Here is a 17,830-nt window from a genome sequence, read left to right as displayed (position 1 = left end):
ACCGGCGTTCGATCTTGCGGCCCGCATTCGTACCCAGCATTCGCATCCATCGAGGAGACGATTGATGTCAGCCCAGCTTCAAGCGGACGCCGCGCAAGCGGTCGCGCCCGGTTCCCGCGCATCGGACAACGACGCGCTGTATCGCCGCATCGGCATGCGGATCGTGCCGTTCCTGTTCATCTGCTACATCGTGTCGATTCTCGACCGCAGCAACATCGGCTTCGCGCAGTTGCAGATGCGCCAGGATCTCGGCCTGACCGACGCGATGTACAGCCTCGGCGCAGTGCTGTTCTTCGTCGGCTACGTGCTGTTCGAGGTGCCGAGCAACGCGCTGCTGCGCCGCTTCGGCGCGCGCCGCACGTTCGCGCGGATCATGTTCCTGTGGGGCGCGGTGTCGGTCGCGATGATCACGGTCGACAGCGCGAAGCATTTCTACGTGCTGCGGTTCCTGCTCGGGCTGTTCGAAGCCGGTTTCTTTCCCGGTGTCGTGTTCTACCTGACGTACTGGTATCCGGCGCGCCGGCGCGCGTCGGTGCTGTCGATCTTCTATGCGGGCGTCGCGGTGGCCGGGATGATCGGCGGGCTGTTGTCTGGCTGGCTGATGCGCGGGATGTCCGGCGTGCTCGGTCTGCACGGCTGGCAATGGATGTTCGCGATCGAAGGCGCGCCCGCGATCCTGCTCGGCGTGATCGCGTGGTTCTGGCTGTGCGACCGTCCCGAGCACGCGCGCTGGCTGTCCGACGACGACCGGCAACGGCTCGCGGCCGACCTCGCCGCCGATCGCGCCGGCGCGCCCGCGCACGTCGCTGGCTCGTTGCGGCAGGCGCTGGCCGAGCCGCGCACCTATCTGTTCGCGTTCATCTATTTCTCGCTGACGACCGCGCTGCTGATGCTGCTGTTCTGGATGCCGTTGATGATCCGCGAATTCGGGATTCACGACGTCGTGCAGATCAGCCTGCTGTCGATCGTGCCGAACGCGGTCGGCGCGGCCGGCCTGATCGCGATCGCGCGGCGTTCGGACCGCAAGCGCGAACGGCGCTGGCATTTCGCCGCGTGCGCATTCGGCGGCGCGGTGGCGCTTGCGTTGCTGACGCTGCATCTGTCGAGCATCGTCGCGATGATGGCGCTGCTGTCGATCGCGGCGATGCTGATCTTCGCCGCGCATCCGGTGTTCTGGGCCGTGCCGTCCGCGTATTTCGCGGGTGCCGGCGCGGCTGGCGGGATCGCGCTGATCAGCAGTATCGGCGTGTCGAGCGGGATGATCACGCCGTGGATCGTCGGGGTGATCCGCACGCGAACCGGCGGCATGGATCCGGCGATGCTGATGATCGCCGCGCTGCTGGCCGCGTGTGCAGTCGCGATGCTGCTGGGCGTGCGCGCCACGCCGCGCGAGGCGGCGCAATCGCCGCGTTGAGCGCGTGATCGACGGCGTGACCCATCGGTGGGCCGCGCGAACGGCGGCGCGCGGGTTACGCCCGATAGACCTCGATCCGGTTTCGGCCGTGTTCCTTCGCGACATACAGCGCCTTGTCGGCACGCGACAGCGACTGGTACGCGCCGAAGTCGGACATCCGCATCGCATCGATACCGATGCTGACCGTCAGCGCGACGCGCTGATCCTCGTGCATGAGCCGCGTGTCGGCCGCGCGCTGCTGCACGCGCAGCGCGAGCGCGAACGCCGCGTCGACCCCCGAGCGCGGCAGCACGATCGCGAATTCCTCGCCGCCGATGCGCCCGACGATGCCGTTCGGCCCGATCTCCGCGAGCAGCAGCCGCGCGAAATGGCGGAGCGCGCGGTCGCCGAGCGGATGGCCCCAGCGGTCGTTCAGCGCCTTGAAGTGGTCGAGATCGAGCATCAGTACCGCGGCGTCCTGGCCGGTCGCGCGCACGGCGCGCAACGCGGCCTCGCTTTCCCGCATGAACGCGTGGCGGTTCGACAGCTGGGTCAGATGATCGGTCGTCGCCATCCGGTGCAGCTCGGCCTCGATGTGCTTGCGCTCCGTCGCGTCGGTGATGAAGCCGTGCCACACCGTGCCGCCGTCGGGCGTGCGTTGCGGGCGCGCATCGCCTTCGCGCCAGCGCAGGCCCTGGTCCGGCAGCATCACCCGATATTCGAGCCGCCACGGCGTCAGCCGCTCCGCCGACGCTTGCAGCGATTGGCGGTACGCGGCCAGATCGGCCGGATGGATCCGGGTTTCGACGGCATCCGCGTCGCGCGCGACCTGTTCGGGCCTCAGCTCGTAGATGTCGCGCACGCCGGCGCTCGCATACGAAAAGAAGCGGCGGCCGTCGGCCGCCTGGCGTAGCTGGAACACGAGGCCCGGCACCTGGTCGGTCAGGTTTGTGACCAGCGTGGCGGAATCGCGCAGCCGGCCGGCGAGCTCGCGCAGCGCGGTGATGTCGGTGGTCGTGCCGACCATGCGCAGCGCGCGGCCGTTGTCGTCGCGCGCGATGACCTTGCCGCGGCTGCAGATCCATTTGTACGAGCCGTCCTTGCAGCGGATGCGGTGCTCGACCGCGTAGCTGTCGGTCCGGCTTTCGAAGTGCGCGAGCATCGTGGCTTTCACGTCGTCGACGTCGTCCGGGTGCAGCCGCTCGTACGCGTCCTCGATGCGGCTGGTCAGCTCGTGCGGCGCATAGCCGAGCAGCGCCTTCCACGCCGCCGAGTAATGGATTTCGCCGGTTTCCACGTTGCGATCCCAGACGCCGGTGCCGCTTTCCGTCAGCGCCAGCGTGGTCAGCGCGCTGTGTTCCTCGATCGCGCCGAGCCGTTCCTGCAGCGCGGCTTCCGCGATGGCGCGGCCGATTGCCCGTTCGGCCAGCGTGGCCAGATCGTCCAGGAAGGTGCGTTGCGCGATGTCGAGCGTGAAGTCGCCGTCGCTCACGACGCACAGCGCGCCGAGGCTCGTGCCTTCCGGCGCAATCAGTTCGCAGGCTGCGGCGATGTGCGGTGCGTGACGTGCACGCGCGCTCGCGTTGAGCGCGATGAATCGTCTGCCGATAGACGACGCGCGGGCGACCTGCGGCGGGAACAACACGGGCGGCAGCGACGCGGGCAGCGTTCCGTCGAACGCGAGCACGCATTGCGCGCCGGCTTCGCCATGCACGACCAGCGCGCCGGCCGTGCCGACCTGCGCACGTGCGATCCGGCACACGATTTCCAGCTCGGGCAACGGCGCAAACGCGGGCCGGCTGTCGGCGGGCACGCAGGAGGGGCCAGGCGTGTCGCCGGCCCCGGTGGTGAACATACGGAACCGCATGGTCGAATTTCGCAACGGTCGATAGCGCCGATGATCGGACGAATGCCGGAGCGCAGCTCCGGAAACTGCAATCGTAGAGATTACTGTTGCGGGGAGGGCATGGCAAGCGGGTCGGAACGCGCCGGGGATGGGGCGAAACGCGGTGACGTGCGGGCTTCGCGGCAGCGGCGGCTCGTGGTTCCCGGCTCGCAGCCCGCGTGCCATCGACGCCATTCGAATCGAAAGCGCCGCGCCCGGTGCGGCCCGGGCGCGAGGCCGATACCGCCCGGCTAGCGCGCGGCCGCGTAGCGCGGCGCCGGCGCATCCGTCGACAGGTGCGGTGCCATCGTGCGGCGTGCGGCTTCGTACGCATCCCATTCGCCGACCGCATGCAACGACGGAATCGTCACGAGTTCGCCGCGATCGAAGCCGACCAGCGCGGCGTCGACCAGGTCGGACGCCGACATGACGATTTCCTTCGGCAGGTGCTCGAGCGGCAGTCCGCCGGTTTGCCAGAAGTCGGTCGCCGTCGCGCCGGGCAGCACGGCCTGCACCTGCACGCCGTGGTCGGCAAGTTCGTGATGCAGCGACTGGCTGAACGCGAGCACGAACGCCTTGCTGCCGCCGTAGACGCCGTTGAGCGTTTCCGGCGACAGCGCGACGATCGACGAGATATTGATCACCGCGCCGTGGCCGCGCGCGACGAAGCCGGGCACCGCCGCATAGGTCAGGCGCGTGAGAGCGGTCACGTTCAGGTCGATCATCCGCGTCATCGCGTCGACGTCGCTGTCGAGCAGCGGCGCGTGCGTGCCGACGCCCGCATTGTTCACGAGCAGCGTGATGCTCGCGTCCTGCCTGAGCTTCGCCTCGACGGCGGCGAGCGCCGCGCGGTCGTTGAGGTCCGCACCGACGATCTCGACGTTGCGCTGCGTGTCGTTGGTGATGCGCTCGGCGAGGGCGATCAGCCGGTCGCGATTGCGCGCGACCAGAATCAGGTCGTAGCCGCGGCGCGCGAGGCGCTCGGCGTAGATCGCGCCGATGCCGGACGATGCACCGGTAATGACGGCGGTACCGCGATGTGCTTGAGTCATGATGTCGCTCCGTTTCGAAAAAGGGTGAAGGCGTGAAGCCATTCTGGCGTCGAAGCGCTGCGACACAAATGACGTAGATGGGTATGATTTCGGACATCGGGCCCGACCGCCACGCCCGGCACCGGAGATTCTCATGCACCGAATCGGCTTTCTGATCAGCGACGGCTTCCAGATCATGGCGCTCGCCGCGCAGTCGGTGTTCGAGTACGCGAACATGGGCACGGGCGAACCGTTCTACGTGATGGCCAATTACTCCGTCGACGGCGGCGACGTGCGCTCGTCGCTCGGGCTGCCGGTCGCCACGCAGCCGCTGCGCGGGCCGCTCGACGTCGATACGTGGATCGTCGCGGGCGTCAACGATCCGCTCGCGTTGCCGCCGCCGGCCGGCGTCGTCGCGTTCCTGCGCGGCGCGAACATGCGTGCACGGCGGATCGCCGGCATTTGCACGGGCGCGTTCGTGCTCGCCGAGGCCGGGCTGCTCGCGCAACGCCGCGCGACGACGCACTGGGCGTACGGCCGCGACATGCAGAAGCACTACCCGGACATTCGGGTCGAGGAAGACCGGATCTATATCGTCGACGGGCCGGTCTGGACGTCGGCCGGGATGACGGCCGGCCTCGATCTCGCGCTCGCGATGGTGGAAAAGGATCTCGGCGCGGAGGCCGCGCGCTCGGTCGCGCACAAGCTCGTGATGCATCAGCGGCGTGCGGGCGGACAGTCGCAGCACTCGGAAATGCTCGATCTCGCGCCGAAATCCGACCGGATCCAGAGCGCGCTGAACTATGCGCGGCAGAACCTCGGCCGCGCGCTGACCGTCGACGAACTGGCCGACGCCGTGCACCTGAGCCCGCGTCAGTTCAGCCGCGTGTTCACGCTGGAAACGGGGCAGTCGCCGGCGAAGGCGATCGAGCGGCTGCGGCTCGAGGCGGCGCGGCTGATGATCGAGCAGAGCCGGCATCCGCTCGACGTGATCGCGAAGGAGACCGGCTTTCGCGACCGGCGCCATTTGCGCGACGCATTCATGCGCGGCTTCGGCGTGCCGCCGCAGGCGATTCGGCGCAGCGCACGGGCGGACGAACGCGAGATGGCCTGAAGGGCCCTCGCTCGATACGGGTTGCTCAGCGCGTGACGAACGGCGCCGCGTCGTTCGGCGCCGTGCGCGCATGCTTGCGCTGGCGCAGCAGCGCGACGCGGCAGTTCTCGCGCGCGGTCTCGCGGCCGTCGTCGTCGAGCAGCACCAGATCGCCACGCATCACGTTGAGCGTGATCACGTCTTCGCCGGGCGCACCGAGCGTTTCCGGCGTGTGAACCGACCCGGCCGGTTCGAGCACCGTCGAGCCGGCCTGCGCGATCCAGTCGTATTCGAGGTAGCGCCACGCCCCCTGCAACGTATGGACGAACACCTCGCCGTCGTGACGGTGGCGCGGCAGCGTGCCGCCGGCCGGCATCTTCAGCAGCGCGGTCAGCGTATCTTCGGCCGCATTGATGTGCAGATACTTGATCGCGAGCCCCGGCAGGTCCGCGCTCATCGGCAGCCACGGCAACGCGTCGCCGGGCAGGCACGAAATCGGCGGCAGGTCGGTGGGAAGCGGGGCGGGCGGCTGCGTCATGGCGGAAGGCGGTGCGGGAACGAGAAGCCCGCATTATCGCAGAGCCGCATCGGACCGAAGAACGGGGGCGGAGCGCCGATTGATCCATCACGCGTCGTCCCGGGTGGCATATATACAGTCTAACTGTACAGTTTTGCTGTATATATGCTATCTTGAATTTATGAACACACCATCCTTGCCCCCCGACGCGCTGCATCTGGCCGGGCTCGCCGGCGAACTCCGCATCTCCGTCAGCAAGCTGATGCGGCGGATGCGCGAGCAGACCCACCCGAACGATCTGACGTCGTCGCAGAAATCGGTCCTGCTGCGCCTCGACCGCGACGGCGCGGCGACCGTGTCCGCGCTCGCGCGAGCCGAAAGCGTGCGGCCGCAGTCGATGCGCATGACGGTGGCGACGCTGGAGTCGATGGGCGCCGTCAGCGGCGCGCCCGATCCGACCGACGGCCGGCAGACGCTGATCGCGCTCACGCCCGCGTTCCGCAACCGGCTGCAGGCCAACCGTGCGGCCAAGGACGACTGGCTGTTCCGCGCGCTGCACGCGCAGTTGTCGACCCACGAGCAGGCCGAACTCGCGGCGGCTGTGCAATTGCTGCAGCGGCTCGCGGAATTCCACGACGGCGCGCCCGTGCACCCGATCGACCTGCCCGGCGGGAGGAGCGCCTGACCATGAACATCCTGCATCTCGTGTGCTGCTTTTTCGGCGGCGCCTTTCTGGCGAACGCCGTTCCGCATCTCGTCAGCGGGCTGCGCGGCGAGCCGTTCCAGACGCCGTTCGCGAAGCCGCCCGGCCGCGGCCTGTCGTCGTCCACCGTGAACGTCGTGTGGGGCGTCGTCAATCTCGCGATCGGTTATGCGCTGCTTGGCCGGATCGGCCGTTTCGACCTGATGCGCACGGCCGACGCGGCCTCGCTCGGCCTCGGCGTGCTGGCGATCGGCCTGTTTCTCGCGCGGCACTTCGGCGCGCTGCACGGCGGCAATGCCCCGGAGCGGCCATGAGCGTGCCGGCCGCGGGCGTGTTCCGCTCGCTGCGCAGCTTCAACTACCGGGTCTGGGCAGCCGGCGCGCTGGTGTCCAACGTCGGCACGTGGATCCAGCGCACCGCGCAGGACTGGCTCGTGCTCACGCAGCTCACGCACCACGACGCGTCGGCGGTCGGCATCGTGATGTCGCTGCAGTTCGGCCCGCAGCTCCTGCTGCTGCCGTGGACGGGCTATGCGGCCGACCGCTTCAACCAGCGCCGGCTGCTGATGACGACCCAGGCGCTGATGGGCGGCCTTGCACTCGCGCTGGGGCTGCTGACGGTCACGGGCGTCGTGCAGCTGTGGCACGTCTATCTGTTCGCGTTCCTGTTCGGCTGCGCATCGGCGTTCGATGCGCCGGTGCGGCAAACCTTCGTCGCGGAACTGGTCGGCGACCGCGAGCTTGCGAACGCCGTCGCGCTCAATTCGACGTCGTTCAATGCGGCGCGGATGATCGGGCCCGCGGCGGCCGGCTTCATCATCGCGTCGGTCGGCACCGGCTGGGCGTTCCTGATCAACGGCGCCAGCTTCGTCGCGGTGCTCGCGTCGCTGTCGCTGCTGCGTGCCGACCAGTTGCGCGAAAACGCGCGCGCCGGCCATGCGCGAGGGAGTCTGCTCGACGGCTTTCGCTACGTGTGGGGGCGCCCGGACCTGAAAGCGACGCTCGCGATGCTGTTCCTGATCGGCACGTTCGGGCTGAATTTCCCGCTGTTCATCTCGACGATGGCGGCCGGCGTATTCCACGTCGACGCGCGCGGCTTCGGGATCCTGTCGTCGATGATGGCGGTCGGCACGATCTCGGGCGCGCTGCTCGCGGCGCGCCGCGAACGGCCGCTGTTCCGGCATCTGTGGATCGGCGCGACGATGTTCGGCGTCGGCTGCACGCTCGGCGCGATCGCACCGGGTTACTGGCTGTTCGCGGCGGCGCTCGTGCTGACCGGTGTCGCCGCGATGACCTTCACCACGTCGACCAATGCGCTGATGCAGTTGTCGACGGAGCCGGCGATGCGCGGGCGCGTGATGGCGCTGCGCCTCGCGGTTGCGTTCGGCGGCACGCCGATCGGCGCACCGGTCGCGGGCTGGGTCGCGAACCATCTGGGTCCGCGCTGGGCGCTCGGCGTCGGCGCGGCGTCCGGGTTCGCGGCGGCGCTCGTCGCCGTCTATTTCCTGATGCGGATGCGGCAACGCGCGCAGGCCGACGGCGACGCGTGAACGGGCCCGGCTACGCGTCGCCGTCGTGGCCGGGCTGCTGCGCCGCCGCATGCGCGGCCTCGAGGCACGACTGGAACAGCAGCGCCGCCCGTGACGGCCGCGGCGAGCGCCGCAGCAGGCTCACGAACCGGCACCGGTAGTTGAACCGGTGCGGTGCGATCGCCTGCATCAACCCCTTGTTTTCGAAGCTTTCCGCGTAATGGTCGGGCAGGAAGCCCAGGTAGCGGCCGGACAGGATCAGCGTCGCAATCGATTCCTGGTCCGACGCCGTCGCGCTGCGCGTGAGCTTCGCGCGATGGCTCAGTTCCATGTTCGGTGAGTGGAAGCCGAGCCCGGCGAACGCATGGTTGCCGATCGTCGTCCACGTGAGCTTGCCGTGCGGCGCGTCGTACAGCGGATGCTGGCGGCCGCAGTACAGCAGCATCCGCTCGTCGAACAATTCCGAATACACGAGGCTGCCCGAGCTGCGGTGCGCGGGAATGATCCCAACCTGATAGCTGCCGTCGATGATCCCGCGCTCGACTTCGTTGATCGACGCGACATGCAGGTTCAGCGCGACGTCAGGCGCTTCGTCGGCGAATTGGCGGATCGCGTCGCCGAGCCGCGCGTTCGCGTTGGTGGCCGTCTTGTCGAACACGGCGATGTGCAATTCTCCGCCCATCTTGTCGTGAATGCCGTCGATCCTGCTGCGAAATGCCTCCATCGACGCGAGCAGTCGCAGCGTTTCCTCGTACACGGTCTGGCCCTCGGCCGTCAGCGTGAAGCCCGCGCGGCCGCGCCGGCACAGCACGAGGCCGAGGCGCGTTTCGAGATCCTTCACGTGCCGGCTGATCGTCGAAATGCCGATATTCAGCTCGAGTTCGGCCGCCGCCATCCCGCCGCACTGCACGACGCCCTTGAAGACCCGCAGCAGCCGCAGATCCATGTCGCTGAGCTGCCCGAGCAGCGCGCGACTCTTCGGTTTCTTTGCTTGCATAGTTGCGCAAGTGAACATTGATATTGCGATATTCAAAAGACTAATTGGCGTCCCGACAATGCGCAACATCAACACAAGGAGGAGGGGCGCGCCGCGCCGACCGACATGACCGACACGACCATCGCCAACCAGCACGAAGAGACGAATCTCCGCACCGACGCCGCCTGGCTCGACGCCCACTGGATGCCGTTCACGGCGAACCGCCAGTTCAAGTCGGACCCGCGCATGATCGTGTCGGCCAAGGACGCGTATTACACGGACGGCGAAGGCCGCAAGATCTTCGACGGCCTGTCGGGTCTGTGGTGCACGGGCCTCGGTCACGGCCGCGCCGAAATCACGGAAGCCGTGAGCCGCCAGGTCGCGCAGCTCGACTACGCGCCGGCATTCCAGTTCGGCCATCCGAAGTCGTTCGAGCTGGCGAACAAGATCAAGGACCTGACGCCGGCCGGCCTCGACTACGTGTTCTTCACGGGGTCGGGCTCGGAAGCGGCCGACACGTCGCTGAAGATGGCCCGTGCGTACTGGCGCGCCAAGGGCAAGGGCACGAAAACGCGCCTGATCGGCCGCGAGAAGGGTTATCACGGCGTGAACTTCGGCGGCATCTCGGTCGGCGGGATCAGCGCGAACCGCAAGCTGTTCGGCCAGGGTATCGACGCCGATTTCCTGCCGCACACGCAACTCGCCGAGAACAAGTTCTCGCGCGGGATGCCCGAGAACGGCGCCGATCTGGCCGATCGCCTGCTCGACCTGATCACGCTGCACGACGCATCGAACATCGCGGCCGTGATCGTCGAGCCGTTCTCCGGCTCGGCGGGCGTGGTCATTCCGCCGAAGGGCTATCTGAAGCGCCTGCGCGACATCTGTACCGCGCACGACATCCTGCTGATTTTCGACGAAGTCATCACGGGCTTCGGCCGTGCCGGCGCGATGACGGGCGCCGACGCATTCGGCGTGGTGCCGGACATCATGAACTTCGCGAAGCAGGTGACGAACGGCGTGCAGCCGCTCGGCGGCGTGATCGCGACCAAGGAAATCTACGACACGTTCATGGCCGCGGGCGGCCCCGAGTACATGCTCGAGTTCCCGCACGGCTACACGTACTCGGCGCACCCGGTCGCATGCGCGGCCGGCGTCGCGGCGCTCGACCTGCTCGTGAAGGACGACGCGGTGAACCGCGTGCGCGATCTCGCGCCGCATTTCGAAGCGGCCGTGCACGGGCTGAAGGGCCAGCGCCATATCGCGGACATCCGCAACTACGGGCTGGCGGCCGGCCTGACGATCGCGGCGCTGCCGGGCGAGCCGGCACGGCGCCCGTACGAGATCGCGATGCGCTGCTGGGCGAAGGGCTTCTACGTGCGCTACGGCGGCGACACGATCCAGCTCGCGCCGCCGTTCATCGCCGAGAAGCGCGAGATCGACAATCTCGTGAACGCGCTGTCCGACGCGCTGAACGAAGTGGACTGAGCCGCCGCGCGTTCACCGAGATAACCGAATTCACGAAAGAGCCAGACACATGAAACACGACAGCAATGTGACTTCCACCGTCGGCCACCTGATCGACGGCAAGCGCGTCGACGGCGGCAGCCGCGTCCAGCCGGTGTTCGACCCGGCCACCGGCGAGTCGCACAAGAGCGTCGCGCTCGCCGACAAGCTGACCGTCGAAGCCGCGATCGCGTCCGCGCAGGCCGCGTTCCCCGCGTGGCGCAACACGCCGCCGCTGAAGCGCGCCCGCGTGATGAGCCGCTTCAAGACGCTGCTCGAAGAGCATGCGGAAGAACTGTGCGCGCTGATCACCGCCGAGCACGGCAAGGTGCTCGCCGACGCGATGGGCGAACTGCAGCGCGGGATCGAGAACGTCGAATACGCGACCTACGTGCCCGAACTGCTGAAAGGCGAGCACAGCAAGAACGTCGGCCCCGCGATCGATTCGTGGAGCGAGTTCCAGGCGCTGGGCGTCGTCTCCGGCATCACGCCGTTCAACTTCCCGGTGATGGTGCCGCTGTGGATGTGGCCGATGGCCGTCGCGTGCGGCAATACGTTCGTGCTGAAGCCGTCCGAGCGCACGCCGTCGTCGACGCTGCGCATGGCCGAACTCGCGCTCGAAGCCGGCCTGCCGCCGGGCGTGCTGAACGTCGTGAACGGCGACAAGGAAGCCGTCGACACGATCCTGACCGACCCGCGCGTGAAGGCGGTGAGCTTCGTCGGCTCGACGCCGATCGCCGAATACATCTACTCGACCGGCTGCGCGCATGGCAAGCGCGTGCAGGCGCTCGGCGGCGCGAAGAACTTCGCGGTCGTGATGCCCGACGCCGACATCCCCAACGCGGTGAACGCGCTGATGGGCGCCGCGTACGGTTCGTGCGGCGAGCGTTGCATGGCGATCCCGCTGGTCGTCGCGATCGGCGACGAAACGGGCGACAAGGTCGTCGCGGGGCTGAAGGCCGAGATCGAGAAGATGAAGGTCGGGCCGGGCAACGGCGCGGGCGTCGACATGGGGCCGCTCGTCACGCAGCAGCATTTCGAGAAGGTGACGAGCTTCGTCGAAGCGGGCGTGGACGCGGGCGCGAAGCTCGTCGTCGACGGCCGCAGCGTGAAGGTCGACGGCCACGACGGCGGCTACTACCTCGGCCCGTGCCTGTTCGACAACGTGAAGCCCGGCATGCCGATCTATCAGCACGAGATCTTCGGGCCGGTGCTCGGCGTGATCCGCCTGAAGTCGCTCGACGAGGCGATGGCGCTGATCGACGCGCACGAATACGGCAACGGCACCTGCCTGTTCACGCGCGACGGCGAAGCGGCGCGCTACTTCAGCGACAACATCCAGATCGGCATGGTCGGCATCAACGTGCCGCTGCCGGTGCCGGTCGCGTATCACTCGTTCGGCGGCTGGAAGCGCTCGCTGTTCGGCGATCTGCACGCGTACGGCCCGGATGCGGTGCGGTTCTACACGAAGCGCAAGACGATCACGCAGCGCTGGCCGTCGGCCGGCGTGCGCGAAGGCACGGTGTTCAGCTTCCCGTCGAACCGCTGAGATTGCCGACGCGCGCCGCGGCTGCGACACAGCCGGCGTGAAGACGCACAGGCCCGCCCCGGTCTTCGATCGGGGCGGGCCTTTTCACGTGTGCGGCGGTTACGCCGCCGCGCAAGGCAGGGAACGAAGCGCTTACGGCGCGACCACGTGCCACATGTTCTTGAAGTTGTCGCCGTTGCGGTCGCCCTGTTTCATGTCCTTCGAGAAGAAGTACAGCGGCTTGCCCTTGTACGCCCATTGCGGGCTGCCGTCTTCGCGCTTGACGATCGAGTAGGGCCCGACCGGAACGTCGGTCGCGCTGGCCTTGTATGGCGGCCAGAAGGTTTCGCACTGGCCCGAACAGGCGCTGGTGCCGGCATTGGGCTTGTCCTTGTCGAACGCATAGACGGTCATCCCGTTCGCGGCGACGAGTGCGCCGTTTTCGACCTTGGTGATCGAGCCTTGAGCCGAAGCCGAAACGGATGCGAGGGCGAGCAGGGCGGAACTGACGAACAGCGCGGCTTTCATGGGTGCCTCCTTGTAGTCCGGTGGGCGGCGCCGTCACGTGCATGGCCGGGCGTGCGCGCGATGACGGGGAATGGTGCCGGAACGCTGCGCCGTGGCCGCCGGTGCGAGCGACGCGGAGTCGAATGGCGGCAAAACGGACGCGCTCTTTCACCATAGGCGGTTTTTGGCGGGGCTGCGAGAAGAACCGGGGGCGTATCCGCGTTGCGTATGTCTGACGCAACGACGCGGGTTTTACAGCCGGGTGACGGCATCCGGCGTCCGTCGTTCCAGGCCCGGTGCGAACCGCTCGGGAAGCCCGCACCGTGGCGTCAGCGCGGTCAGCGCCGCGCGCGATTGGTCAGCGCGACGCCCGCGATCACGAACGTGCCGCCGACGAGCATCGACGCCGACAACGGCTCGCCGAGCAGCGCGACCGACAGCAGCACGCCGAACACCGGCACCAGATTGGTGAACACGGCGGCGCGCGCCGCGCCGAGTTCGCGGATCCCTTGCGAATACCAGACGAACGCGACCACGGTGCCGATCGCGCCGAGATAGAGCATCGACGCGGCGGCCTGCCACGTGAGCGGGGTGTTGCCGCCCGCGTGCGGGCCGAACAGGTGCGCGACGATCAGGAGCGCGAGGCCCCACAGCGTCGCGTAAGTGGTCGCGGCCAGCGGCGACAGCCCGTCGAGTGCGCGGCGTCCGATCACCGTATAGGTGGCCCAGCTCAGCACCGCGCACAGCATGGTGCGTTCGCCGCCGCCGAAGGTATCACCGAGATCGGTCAGCACCCGCAGCAACTGGCCGCGGCTGATCACGACGAGCGCGCCGAACAGCGCGACCGCGATGCCGCCCCAGCGCGTCAGCGACAGGCGTTCCCTTTCGACGATCGACAGCAGCACGGCGGTCGCGACCGGATTCAGCGCGACGAACAGCGCGGTGCGGCCGGCCGGCATTCGCGCGAGCGCCGCGAAGAAACACACGTTGTACAGGAAGATGCCGGTCGCGCCGAGCGCGAAGGTCGTGACGATCTGGCGGCCGCTCAGCTTAGGCAGTCCGCCTTCGAATGTCCACGTGAGCGCCGTCAACAGCGCCGCCGCGATCGCGAAGCGGCCCGTCGCCGCGCCGGTCGCGGACATCGTTCCCGCGAGGATCCGGCCGGCGATGAACGTGCCGCCCCAGAACAATGCGACGAGCGTGAGTTTCACGTAGATGGCCGCGTGCGGCCGGGCGGCGACGAGGCCGCTGGAGGAAGCGGGAGCGTTCATGTGCGGCGTGTTCCGGAAGGTGACGGCGGTGATGCGGGCGCGATCGCAGGGCGAACGGCGCCGGCCCGCGCGACGGGCGGATTCAGGCCGCGTCGACGGCAGCAGGCGGTGGCGGTGACGATTGCTGTTGAGAGGGCGTGCTGCCGCTGCCGCGCCGTCAGCGAAACACCGGCGCAGCCGCGAGCGCTGTCAGCACCGCCGGCATCGCGAGCGCGGCGGCGATCGTCTGGAACGCGGTGATGCCGGCCATCAGCGGCGCATCGCCGCCGAGCTGGCGCGCCATGATGTACGACGAGGACGACGTGGGCAGCGCCTGGAACAGCAGCGCGATGGTCAGCGCTGCGTCGCCGAGCCCGAACAGGCGGCCGGCCGCGAGCGTGACGAGCGGCATCGCCATGAACTTGAACGCCGACGCGACGCACATCGGCTGCATCCAGCCACGCGCCGCGTCGAACTTCAGCGCCGCGCCCACGCACAGCAGGCCGAGCGGCATCGAGGCGGCGCCGAGTGCGCGCACGGCCGGCTCGACGGCGGCCGGAAACGCGATGCCGCTCACCTGCATCGCGATCCCGAGCGCACAGCCGACGACGAGCGGATTCGACAGGATCTGGCGTGCGAGCGCCAGCGCGCCGAGCCGCGTTTCGCCGTAGCGCGCGAACACCAGCACGCACATCAGGTTCACGGTCGGGACGATCGCCGCGACGCACACCGCCGCGAGCGCGATGCCGTGCGCGCCGAACAGTCCGGCGGCGAGCGCCGTGCCGACATAGTTGTTGAAGCGCACCGCGCCCTGGAACACCGACGTGAACCCGGCGCCGTCGACCTGCACGAAGCGGCGCACCAGCAGAAGAAGCGCCGCGACGAGCACGGTCGAACCGACCAGCGCCGCCGCGAGCGGTAAAACGGGCAGCGATTGCAGCTTCGCGTTCGCGAGACCGTCCGCGAACAGCGCAGGCAGCAGCACGTAGTAGCACAGCCGCTCGGCGTGCGGCCAGAACGCGTCGCCGATGAAGCCGGTGCGCCTCAGCCCGTGGCCGAACGCGACCAGCAGCGCGACCGGCGCGAGCGCGAGCAGGATCGGGCCGATCATCGGCGCGCCTTCAGGCGGGCCGGTCGGAACGGCTTGCAGGCGGGGCGGCGGAACGAAGCGGGAATCCATCCGGCGGACAACATGGCGGCACGCGATCGAAAGAATGACGATGGCGCCAAGTTAACACGCGCTTGCAACAGGAATAATTGTTAATTATCGGGTGTTCAATGAGAAATTCTCATTGATGACGCGGCGACTTCGGCGGCCAGCGCACGCGCGAAACGCTCGGCCGGACGCGACTGGTGTTCGAGCAACACGACAGCGCGGCCCATCTGAGGTTCGCCGAACGGCAAGCGCGTGACGGGCGGCAGGCGCGCGAGCGTCGAGTCGGGCAGCGCGACGACCGCCACGCCGAGCCCTCGCGCCACCATGCGCGCGATCGTCTCCGCGCTGTCGAGCACCATCTCTTCGCGTACCCGGACGCCGATGCGGCGCAGTTCGGCGGCGATCATCCGGCCCGCCCAGGCCTGCGCGTCGAAGCGGATGAACGGCAGCGCTTCGAGCAGCGAGCCCGCGTCGCGCTCCGCGTATTCCGGCGGCGCGAGCAGCCAGAAGCGGTCTTCGTAGAGCGTCGTCCACGTCAGCTGTGCCGGGTGCGGGCGCACCGGGCGCGTCGTGATGGCCGCATCGAGTTCGCCGGCCGCGACGCGGTTCGCCAGTTCGACCGACATGCCGGCCGATACATGCACGCGCAACGACGGATGCGCGTCGCGTAGCGAGAGCAGCGCATCGGGCAGCGGGCCCGACAGCGCGGTCTGGATCGCACCGATCCGCAGGCGGCCGACGAGCTTCTTCTCGTCGCTGAGCGCATCGGGAATCCGGTCGACCATCGCGAGCACCTGCTCGGCCTGTGCGACGAGGATGTTGCCGGCTTCGGTCAGCACCGGCTGGCGGCGCGAGCGGTCGAACAGCTGGACGTTGTATTCGCTTTCGAGCGTCTTGATCTGCAGGCTCACGGCCGACTGCGTGAGGCCGATCGCTTCGCCGGCGCGCGCGAAGGTCCGGTATCGGGCGATCGCGACCAGGGTTCTGAATGCGCGTAGTGACATGGGCTCGATGAGGTGGGCGGCGAAAGGCCGGCATGCGGATTGCTCGTTGACCGATGCGGCGTATGGGGCCATGCAGATCGGGCGATCCATGACCGCGGCAGCGGATGAATGCGGGCCGGCAGGCTGGCGGACATCATGCCCGTGCGTATGGAAACGGGCAACCGCGGCATGGGCCGACGGTGGTGGCGATTGCAGGGCGACGCGTGCGGGTTTTCGTGAATGGCCGCGCGCCACGCGTGCGCGCATATCTGCGAACGCGGGACCGGCCGCGGTCGTTCGTGCCGCCCGGATTCGTTTGACCGATGCGTCGCGGCGCGTGCCGCGGCGTGTACCCCGACCCTTCGCGGAGGTAGCGACGATGCCTGACGACCCCGGTGAAGTTGCGCGCGCCAGCTATCGCGCGTATGTCGACAAGGACCGCGACGCGATCGAAGCGCTGATCGCGCCGGACTTCCATTTCACGAGCCCGCTCGACAACCGGCTCGACCGCGACGCGTATCTCGCGCGCTGCTGGCCGAACAGCGCGATGCTCGCCGGTTTCGAGTTCGTCGACGTCGCCGTGCACGGCGAATACGTGTTCGTCGTGTACGAAGCCGTCACGACCGCCGGCAGGCGGTTCCGCAACGCGGAGCGGTTGTGCGTGCGCGACGGCCGGATCGTCGGGGCCGAGGTGTATTTCGGCTGGTACGTGCCGCACCCGGCGCCCGCCGGCGGGTTCATCGAATCGGGTAGTTGAGGCGGGGCGGGCAGTTGTCCGTCACACCCAGAGCCGGTACATCCAGAACGATTCGTCTTCGGCGAAGCGCCGTACGAACTCGGTCGGCGAGAAGCCCGTGATGCGCCGTGTCGCACGGCTCAGGTGCGCCTGGTCGGCGAACCCCTCGTCCAGCGCGAGCGTGGCCCAGTCGACCGGCTGCCCGGCGTCCTGTTTTTCCCGGGCGGCGAAGAACACGCCTTCGGTGCGCACCAGCGTTTGCCAGTCGCGCAGCGAGCGTCCGCTGTACGACTTGATGCGCCGTTCGACCTGACGCGGGCTGTGGGTGTGTCGCCATTCGCGCGCTTTGGAGGCGAGACGCACGACCCAGCTGCGCCCCGCATCGCGCAGCGACGACAGCGGCGACATGCTGCCGCGCAGCGCGTGCCAGCGGGGAGCAAGGTGGTGGTCGAGCGCGGCCAGTGCATCGTCGTCGTGTTCGGCTTCGCCCAACGCGTCGAGCAGTGGCCGCCAGCTATCGTCGAGGCACGCGCGCGCATCGACGAAGGTGTCGTGAAGCGTCGGCAGCGCGATGCCGAACAGCGCACGCGCCGCATCGGCATGCAGACAGACGATGCCGCCTTGTCCGTTCGTCGGCGCCCAGCTCGCGATCGGCATCGACTGGCTGCCCGACAGCGTCGCCGATGCACCGAACGGGCGCCACACGGGGCCGTCGTCGGCGCGCGCGACGAGCCCTGCATCGAAACCGCGATACCACGACAGGCAGACGATCGGCGACGCGGGGAAATGCGTGAGTCGCTGCGCGTCGGTCAACGTGAAGCCGCGCGTGTCGCGGCTGATGATCGCAACGACCGCGCCTTGCAGCGCGGCTGACGGCGGATACAGCCGCGTATGCGGCGACCGGCCGTCGCACGACACGCGCGCCGCACGTGCAAGCGGATCGGGACACGGCGGCAATGTCGAAGACGGACCGGAGAGCATGACGCCGGAGTATAGGCACCGGCACCGCCCGTGTCGATGTCGTTTGCGTTCAAGACCGCG

17 protein-coding genes are annotated in these 17,830 nt (G+C 68.6%); 8 read left to right on the top strand and 9 right to left on the bottom strand.

The window, feature by feature from the left end; genetic code table 11:
• Positions 1–64 precede the first annotated feature (64 nt).
• On the top strand, positions 65–1,414 hold the full coding sequence (locus tag BX604_RS19220) for an MFS transporter (protein WP_098552194.1): 1,350 nt from the start codon (positions 65–67) through the stop codon (positions 1,412–1,414).
• A gap of 55 nt (positions 1,415–1,469) precedes the next feature.
• On the opposite strand, the gene BX604_RS19215 is transcribed toward BX604_RS19220, so the two are convergent.
• Positions 1,470–3,248 carry a sensor domain-containing diguanylate cyclase gene (locus BX604_RS19215; RefSeq protein WP_257146359.1) on the bottom strand — a complete coding sequence of 593 codons (1,779 nt, stop codon included), beginning with the start codon at positions 3,246–3,248 and terminating at the stop codon, positions 1,470–1,472.
• A 281-nt stretch (positions 3,249–3,529) separates the two neighbouring features.
• Positions 3,530–4,330 carry an SDR family NAD(P)-dependent oxidoreductase gene (locus tag BX604_RS19210; protein WP_098552192.1) on the bottom strand — a complete coding sequence of 267 codons (801 nt, stop codon included), beginning with the start codon at positions 4,328–4,330 and terminating at the stop codon, positions 3,530–3,532.
• Between the two features lie 133 nt (positions 4,331–4,463).
• On the opposite strand from BX604_RS19210, the gene BX604_RS19205 reads away from it, so the two are divergent.
• The gene (locus tag BX604_RS19205; protein WP_098552191.1) at positions 4,464–5,423 is read left to right on the top strand and encodes a GlxA family transcriptional regulator; all 960 of its coding nucleotides are present in this window, start codon (positions 4,464–4,466) and stop codon (positions 5,421–5,423) included.
• A 25-nt stretch (positions 5,424–5,448) separates the two neighbouring features.
• On the opposite strand, the gene BX604_RS19200 is transcribed toward BX604_RS19205, so the two are convergent.
• Positions 5,449–5,940, bottom strand: a complete 492-nt coding sequence (locus tag BX604_RS19200; RefSeq protein WP_098552190.1) for a 2,4'-dihydroxyacetophenone dioxygenase family protein — start codon at positions 5,938–5,940, stop codon at positions 5,449–5,451.
• Positions 5,941–6,100: 160 nt separating this feature from the next.
• Between BX604_RS19200 and BX604_RS19195 the strand changes: the two genes are divergently transcribed.
• Genes BX604_RS19195 through BX604_RS19185 form a run of 3 tightly spaced genes read left to right on the top strand, consistent with a single transcriptional unit; the run spans position 6,101 to position 8,171 of the window.
• Positions 6,101–6,604 (top strand): MarR family winged helix-turn-helix transcriptional regulator, encoded by a 504-nt coding sequence (locus BX604_RS19195; RefSeq protein ID WP_098552189.1) that lies wholly within the window; start codon positions 6,101–6,103, stop codon positions 6,602–6,604.
• A 2-nt stretch (positions 6,605–6,606) separates the two neighbouring features.
• Positions 6,607–6,936: a hypothetical protein gene (locus BX604_RS19190; RefSeq protein ID WP_098552188.1), complete on the top strand. Its 330-nt coding sequence runs from the start codon at positions 6,607–6,609 to the stop codon at positions 6,934–6,936.
• Positions 6,933–8,171, top strand: a complete 1,239-nt coding sequence (locus BX604_RS19185) for an MFS transporter (RefSeq protein ID WP_098552187.1) — start codon at positions 6,933–6,935, stop codon at positions 8,169–8,171. Before BX604_RS19190 ends, BX604_RS19185 begins: the two co-directional genes overlap by 4 nt.
• Before the next feature lie 10 nt (positions 8,172–8,181).
• Here BX604_RS19185 and BX604_RS19180 read toward each other — a convergent pair whose 3' ends face one another.
• Positions 8,182–9,147 (bottom strand): LysR family transcriptional regulator, encoded by a 966-nt coding sequence (locus BX604_RS19180; RefSeq protein ID WP_244108897.1) that lies wholly within the window; start codon positions 9,145–9,147, stop codon positions 8,182–8,184.
• A gap of 105 nt (positions 9,148–9,252) precedes the next feature.
• On the opposite strand from BX604_RS19180, the gene BX604_RS19175 reads away from it, so the two are divergent.
• A complete protein-coding gene (locus BX604_RS19175; protein WP_098552185.1) occupies positions 9,253–10,611 on the top strand; it encodes an aspartate aminotransferase family protein in 1,359 nt (452 codons plus the stop codon).
• Positions 10,612–10,660: 49 nt separating this feature from the next.
• On the top strand, positions 10,661–12,178 hold the full coding sequence (locus tag BX604_RS19170) for a CoA-acylating methylmalonate-semialdehyde dehydrogenase (protein ID WP_098552184.1): 1,518 nt from the start codon (positions 10,661–10,663) through the stop codon (positions 12,176–12,178).
• A gap of 132 nt (positions 12,179–12,310) precedes the next feature.
• On the opposite strand, the gene BX604_RS19165 is transcribed toward BX604_RS19170, so the two are convergent.
• From BX604_RS19165 to BX604_RS19150, 4 genes are all read right to left on the bottom strand, one after another.
• Positions 12,311–12,685: a COG4315 family predicted lipoprotein gene (locus BX604_RS19165; protein WP_098552183.1), complete on the bottom strand. Its 375-nt coding sequence runs from the start codon at positions 12,683–12,685 to the stop codon at positions 12,311–12,313.
• A gap of 317 nt (positions 12,686–13,002) precedes the next feature.
• Positions 13,003–13,935: a DMT family transporter gene (locus BX604_RS19160; protein ID WP_098552182.1), complete on the bottom strand. Its 933-nt coding sequence runs from the start codon at positions 13,933–13,935 to the stop codon at positions 13,003–13,005.
• Between the two features lie 157 nt (positions 13,936–14,092).
• Positions 14,093–15,025 (bottom strand): AEC family transporter, encoded by a 933-nt coding sequence (locus tag BX604_RS19155; RefSeq protein WP_098552960.1) that lies wholly within the window; start codon positions 15,023–15,025, stop codon positions 14,093–14,095.
• A 164-nt stretch (positions 15,026–15,189) separates the two neighbouring features.
• Positions 15,190–16,074 (bottom strand): LysR family transcriptional regulator, encoded by an 885-nt coding sequence (locus BX604_RS19150; RefSeq protein WP_098552181.1) that lies wholly within the window; start codon positions 16,072–16,074, stop codon positions 15,190–15,192.
• Positions 16,075–16,432: 358 nt separating this feature from the next.
• Between BX604_RS19150 and BX604_RS19145 the strand changes: the two genes are divergently transcribed.
• The gene (locus BX604_RS19145) at positions 16,433–16,810 is read left to right on the top strand and encodes a nuclear transport factor 2 family protein (RefSeq protein WP_098552180.1); all 378 of its coding nucleotides are present in this window, start codon (positions 16,433–16,435) and stop codon (positions 16,808–16,810) included.
• A 21-nt stretch (positions 16,811–16,831) separates the two neighbouring features.
• On the opposite strand, the gene BX604_RS19140 is transcribed toward BX604_RS19145, so the two are convergent.
• Entirely contained in the window at positions 16,832–17,770 is a 939-nt protein-coding gene (locus BX604_RS19140; protein ID WP_098552179.1) for an AraC family transcriptional regulator, read from the bottom strand.
• Positions 17,771–17,830 lie beyond the last annotated feature (60 nt).

The sequence above is a fragment of the Burkholderia sp. JKS000303 genome, from assembly GCF_002563755.1.
Lineage (GTDB): Bacteria > Pseudomonadota > Gammaproteobacteria > Burkholderiales > Burkholderiaceae > Burkholderia > Burkholderia anthina_B.
Note: the sequence above shows the minus strand (reverse complement) of the source record. Positions and strands in the feature narration are given on the sequence as shown.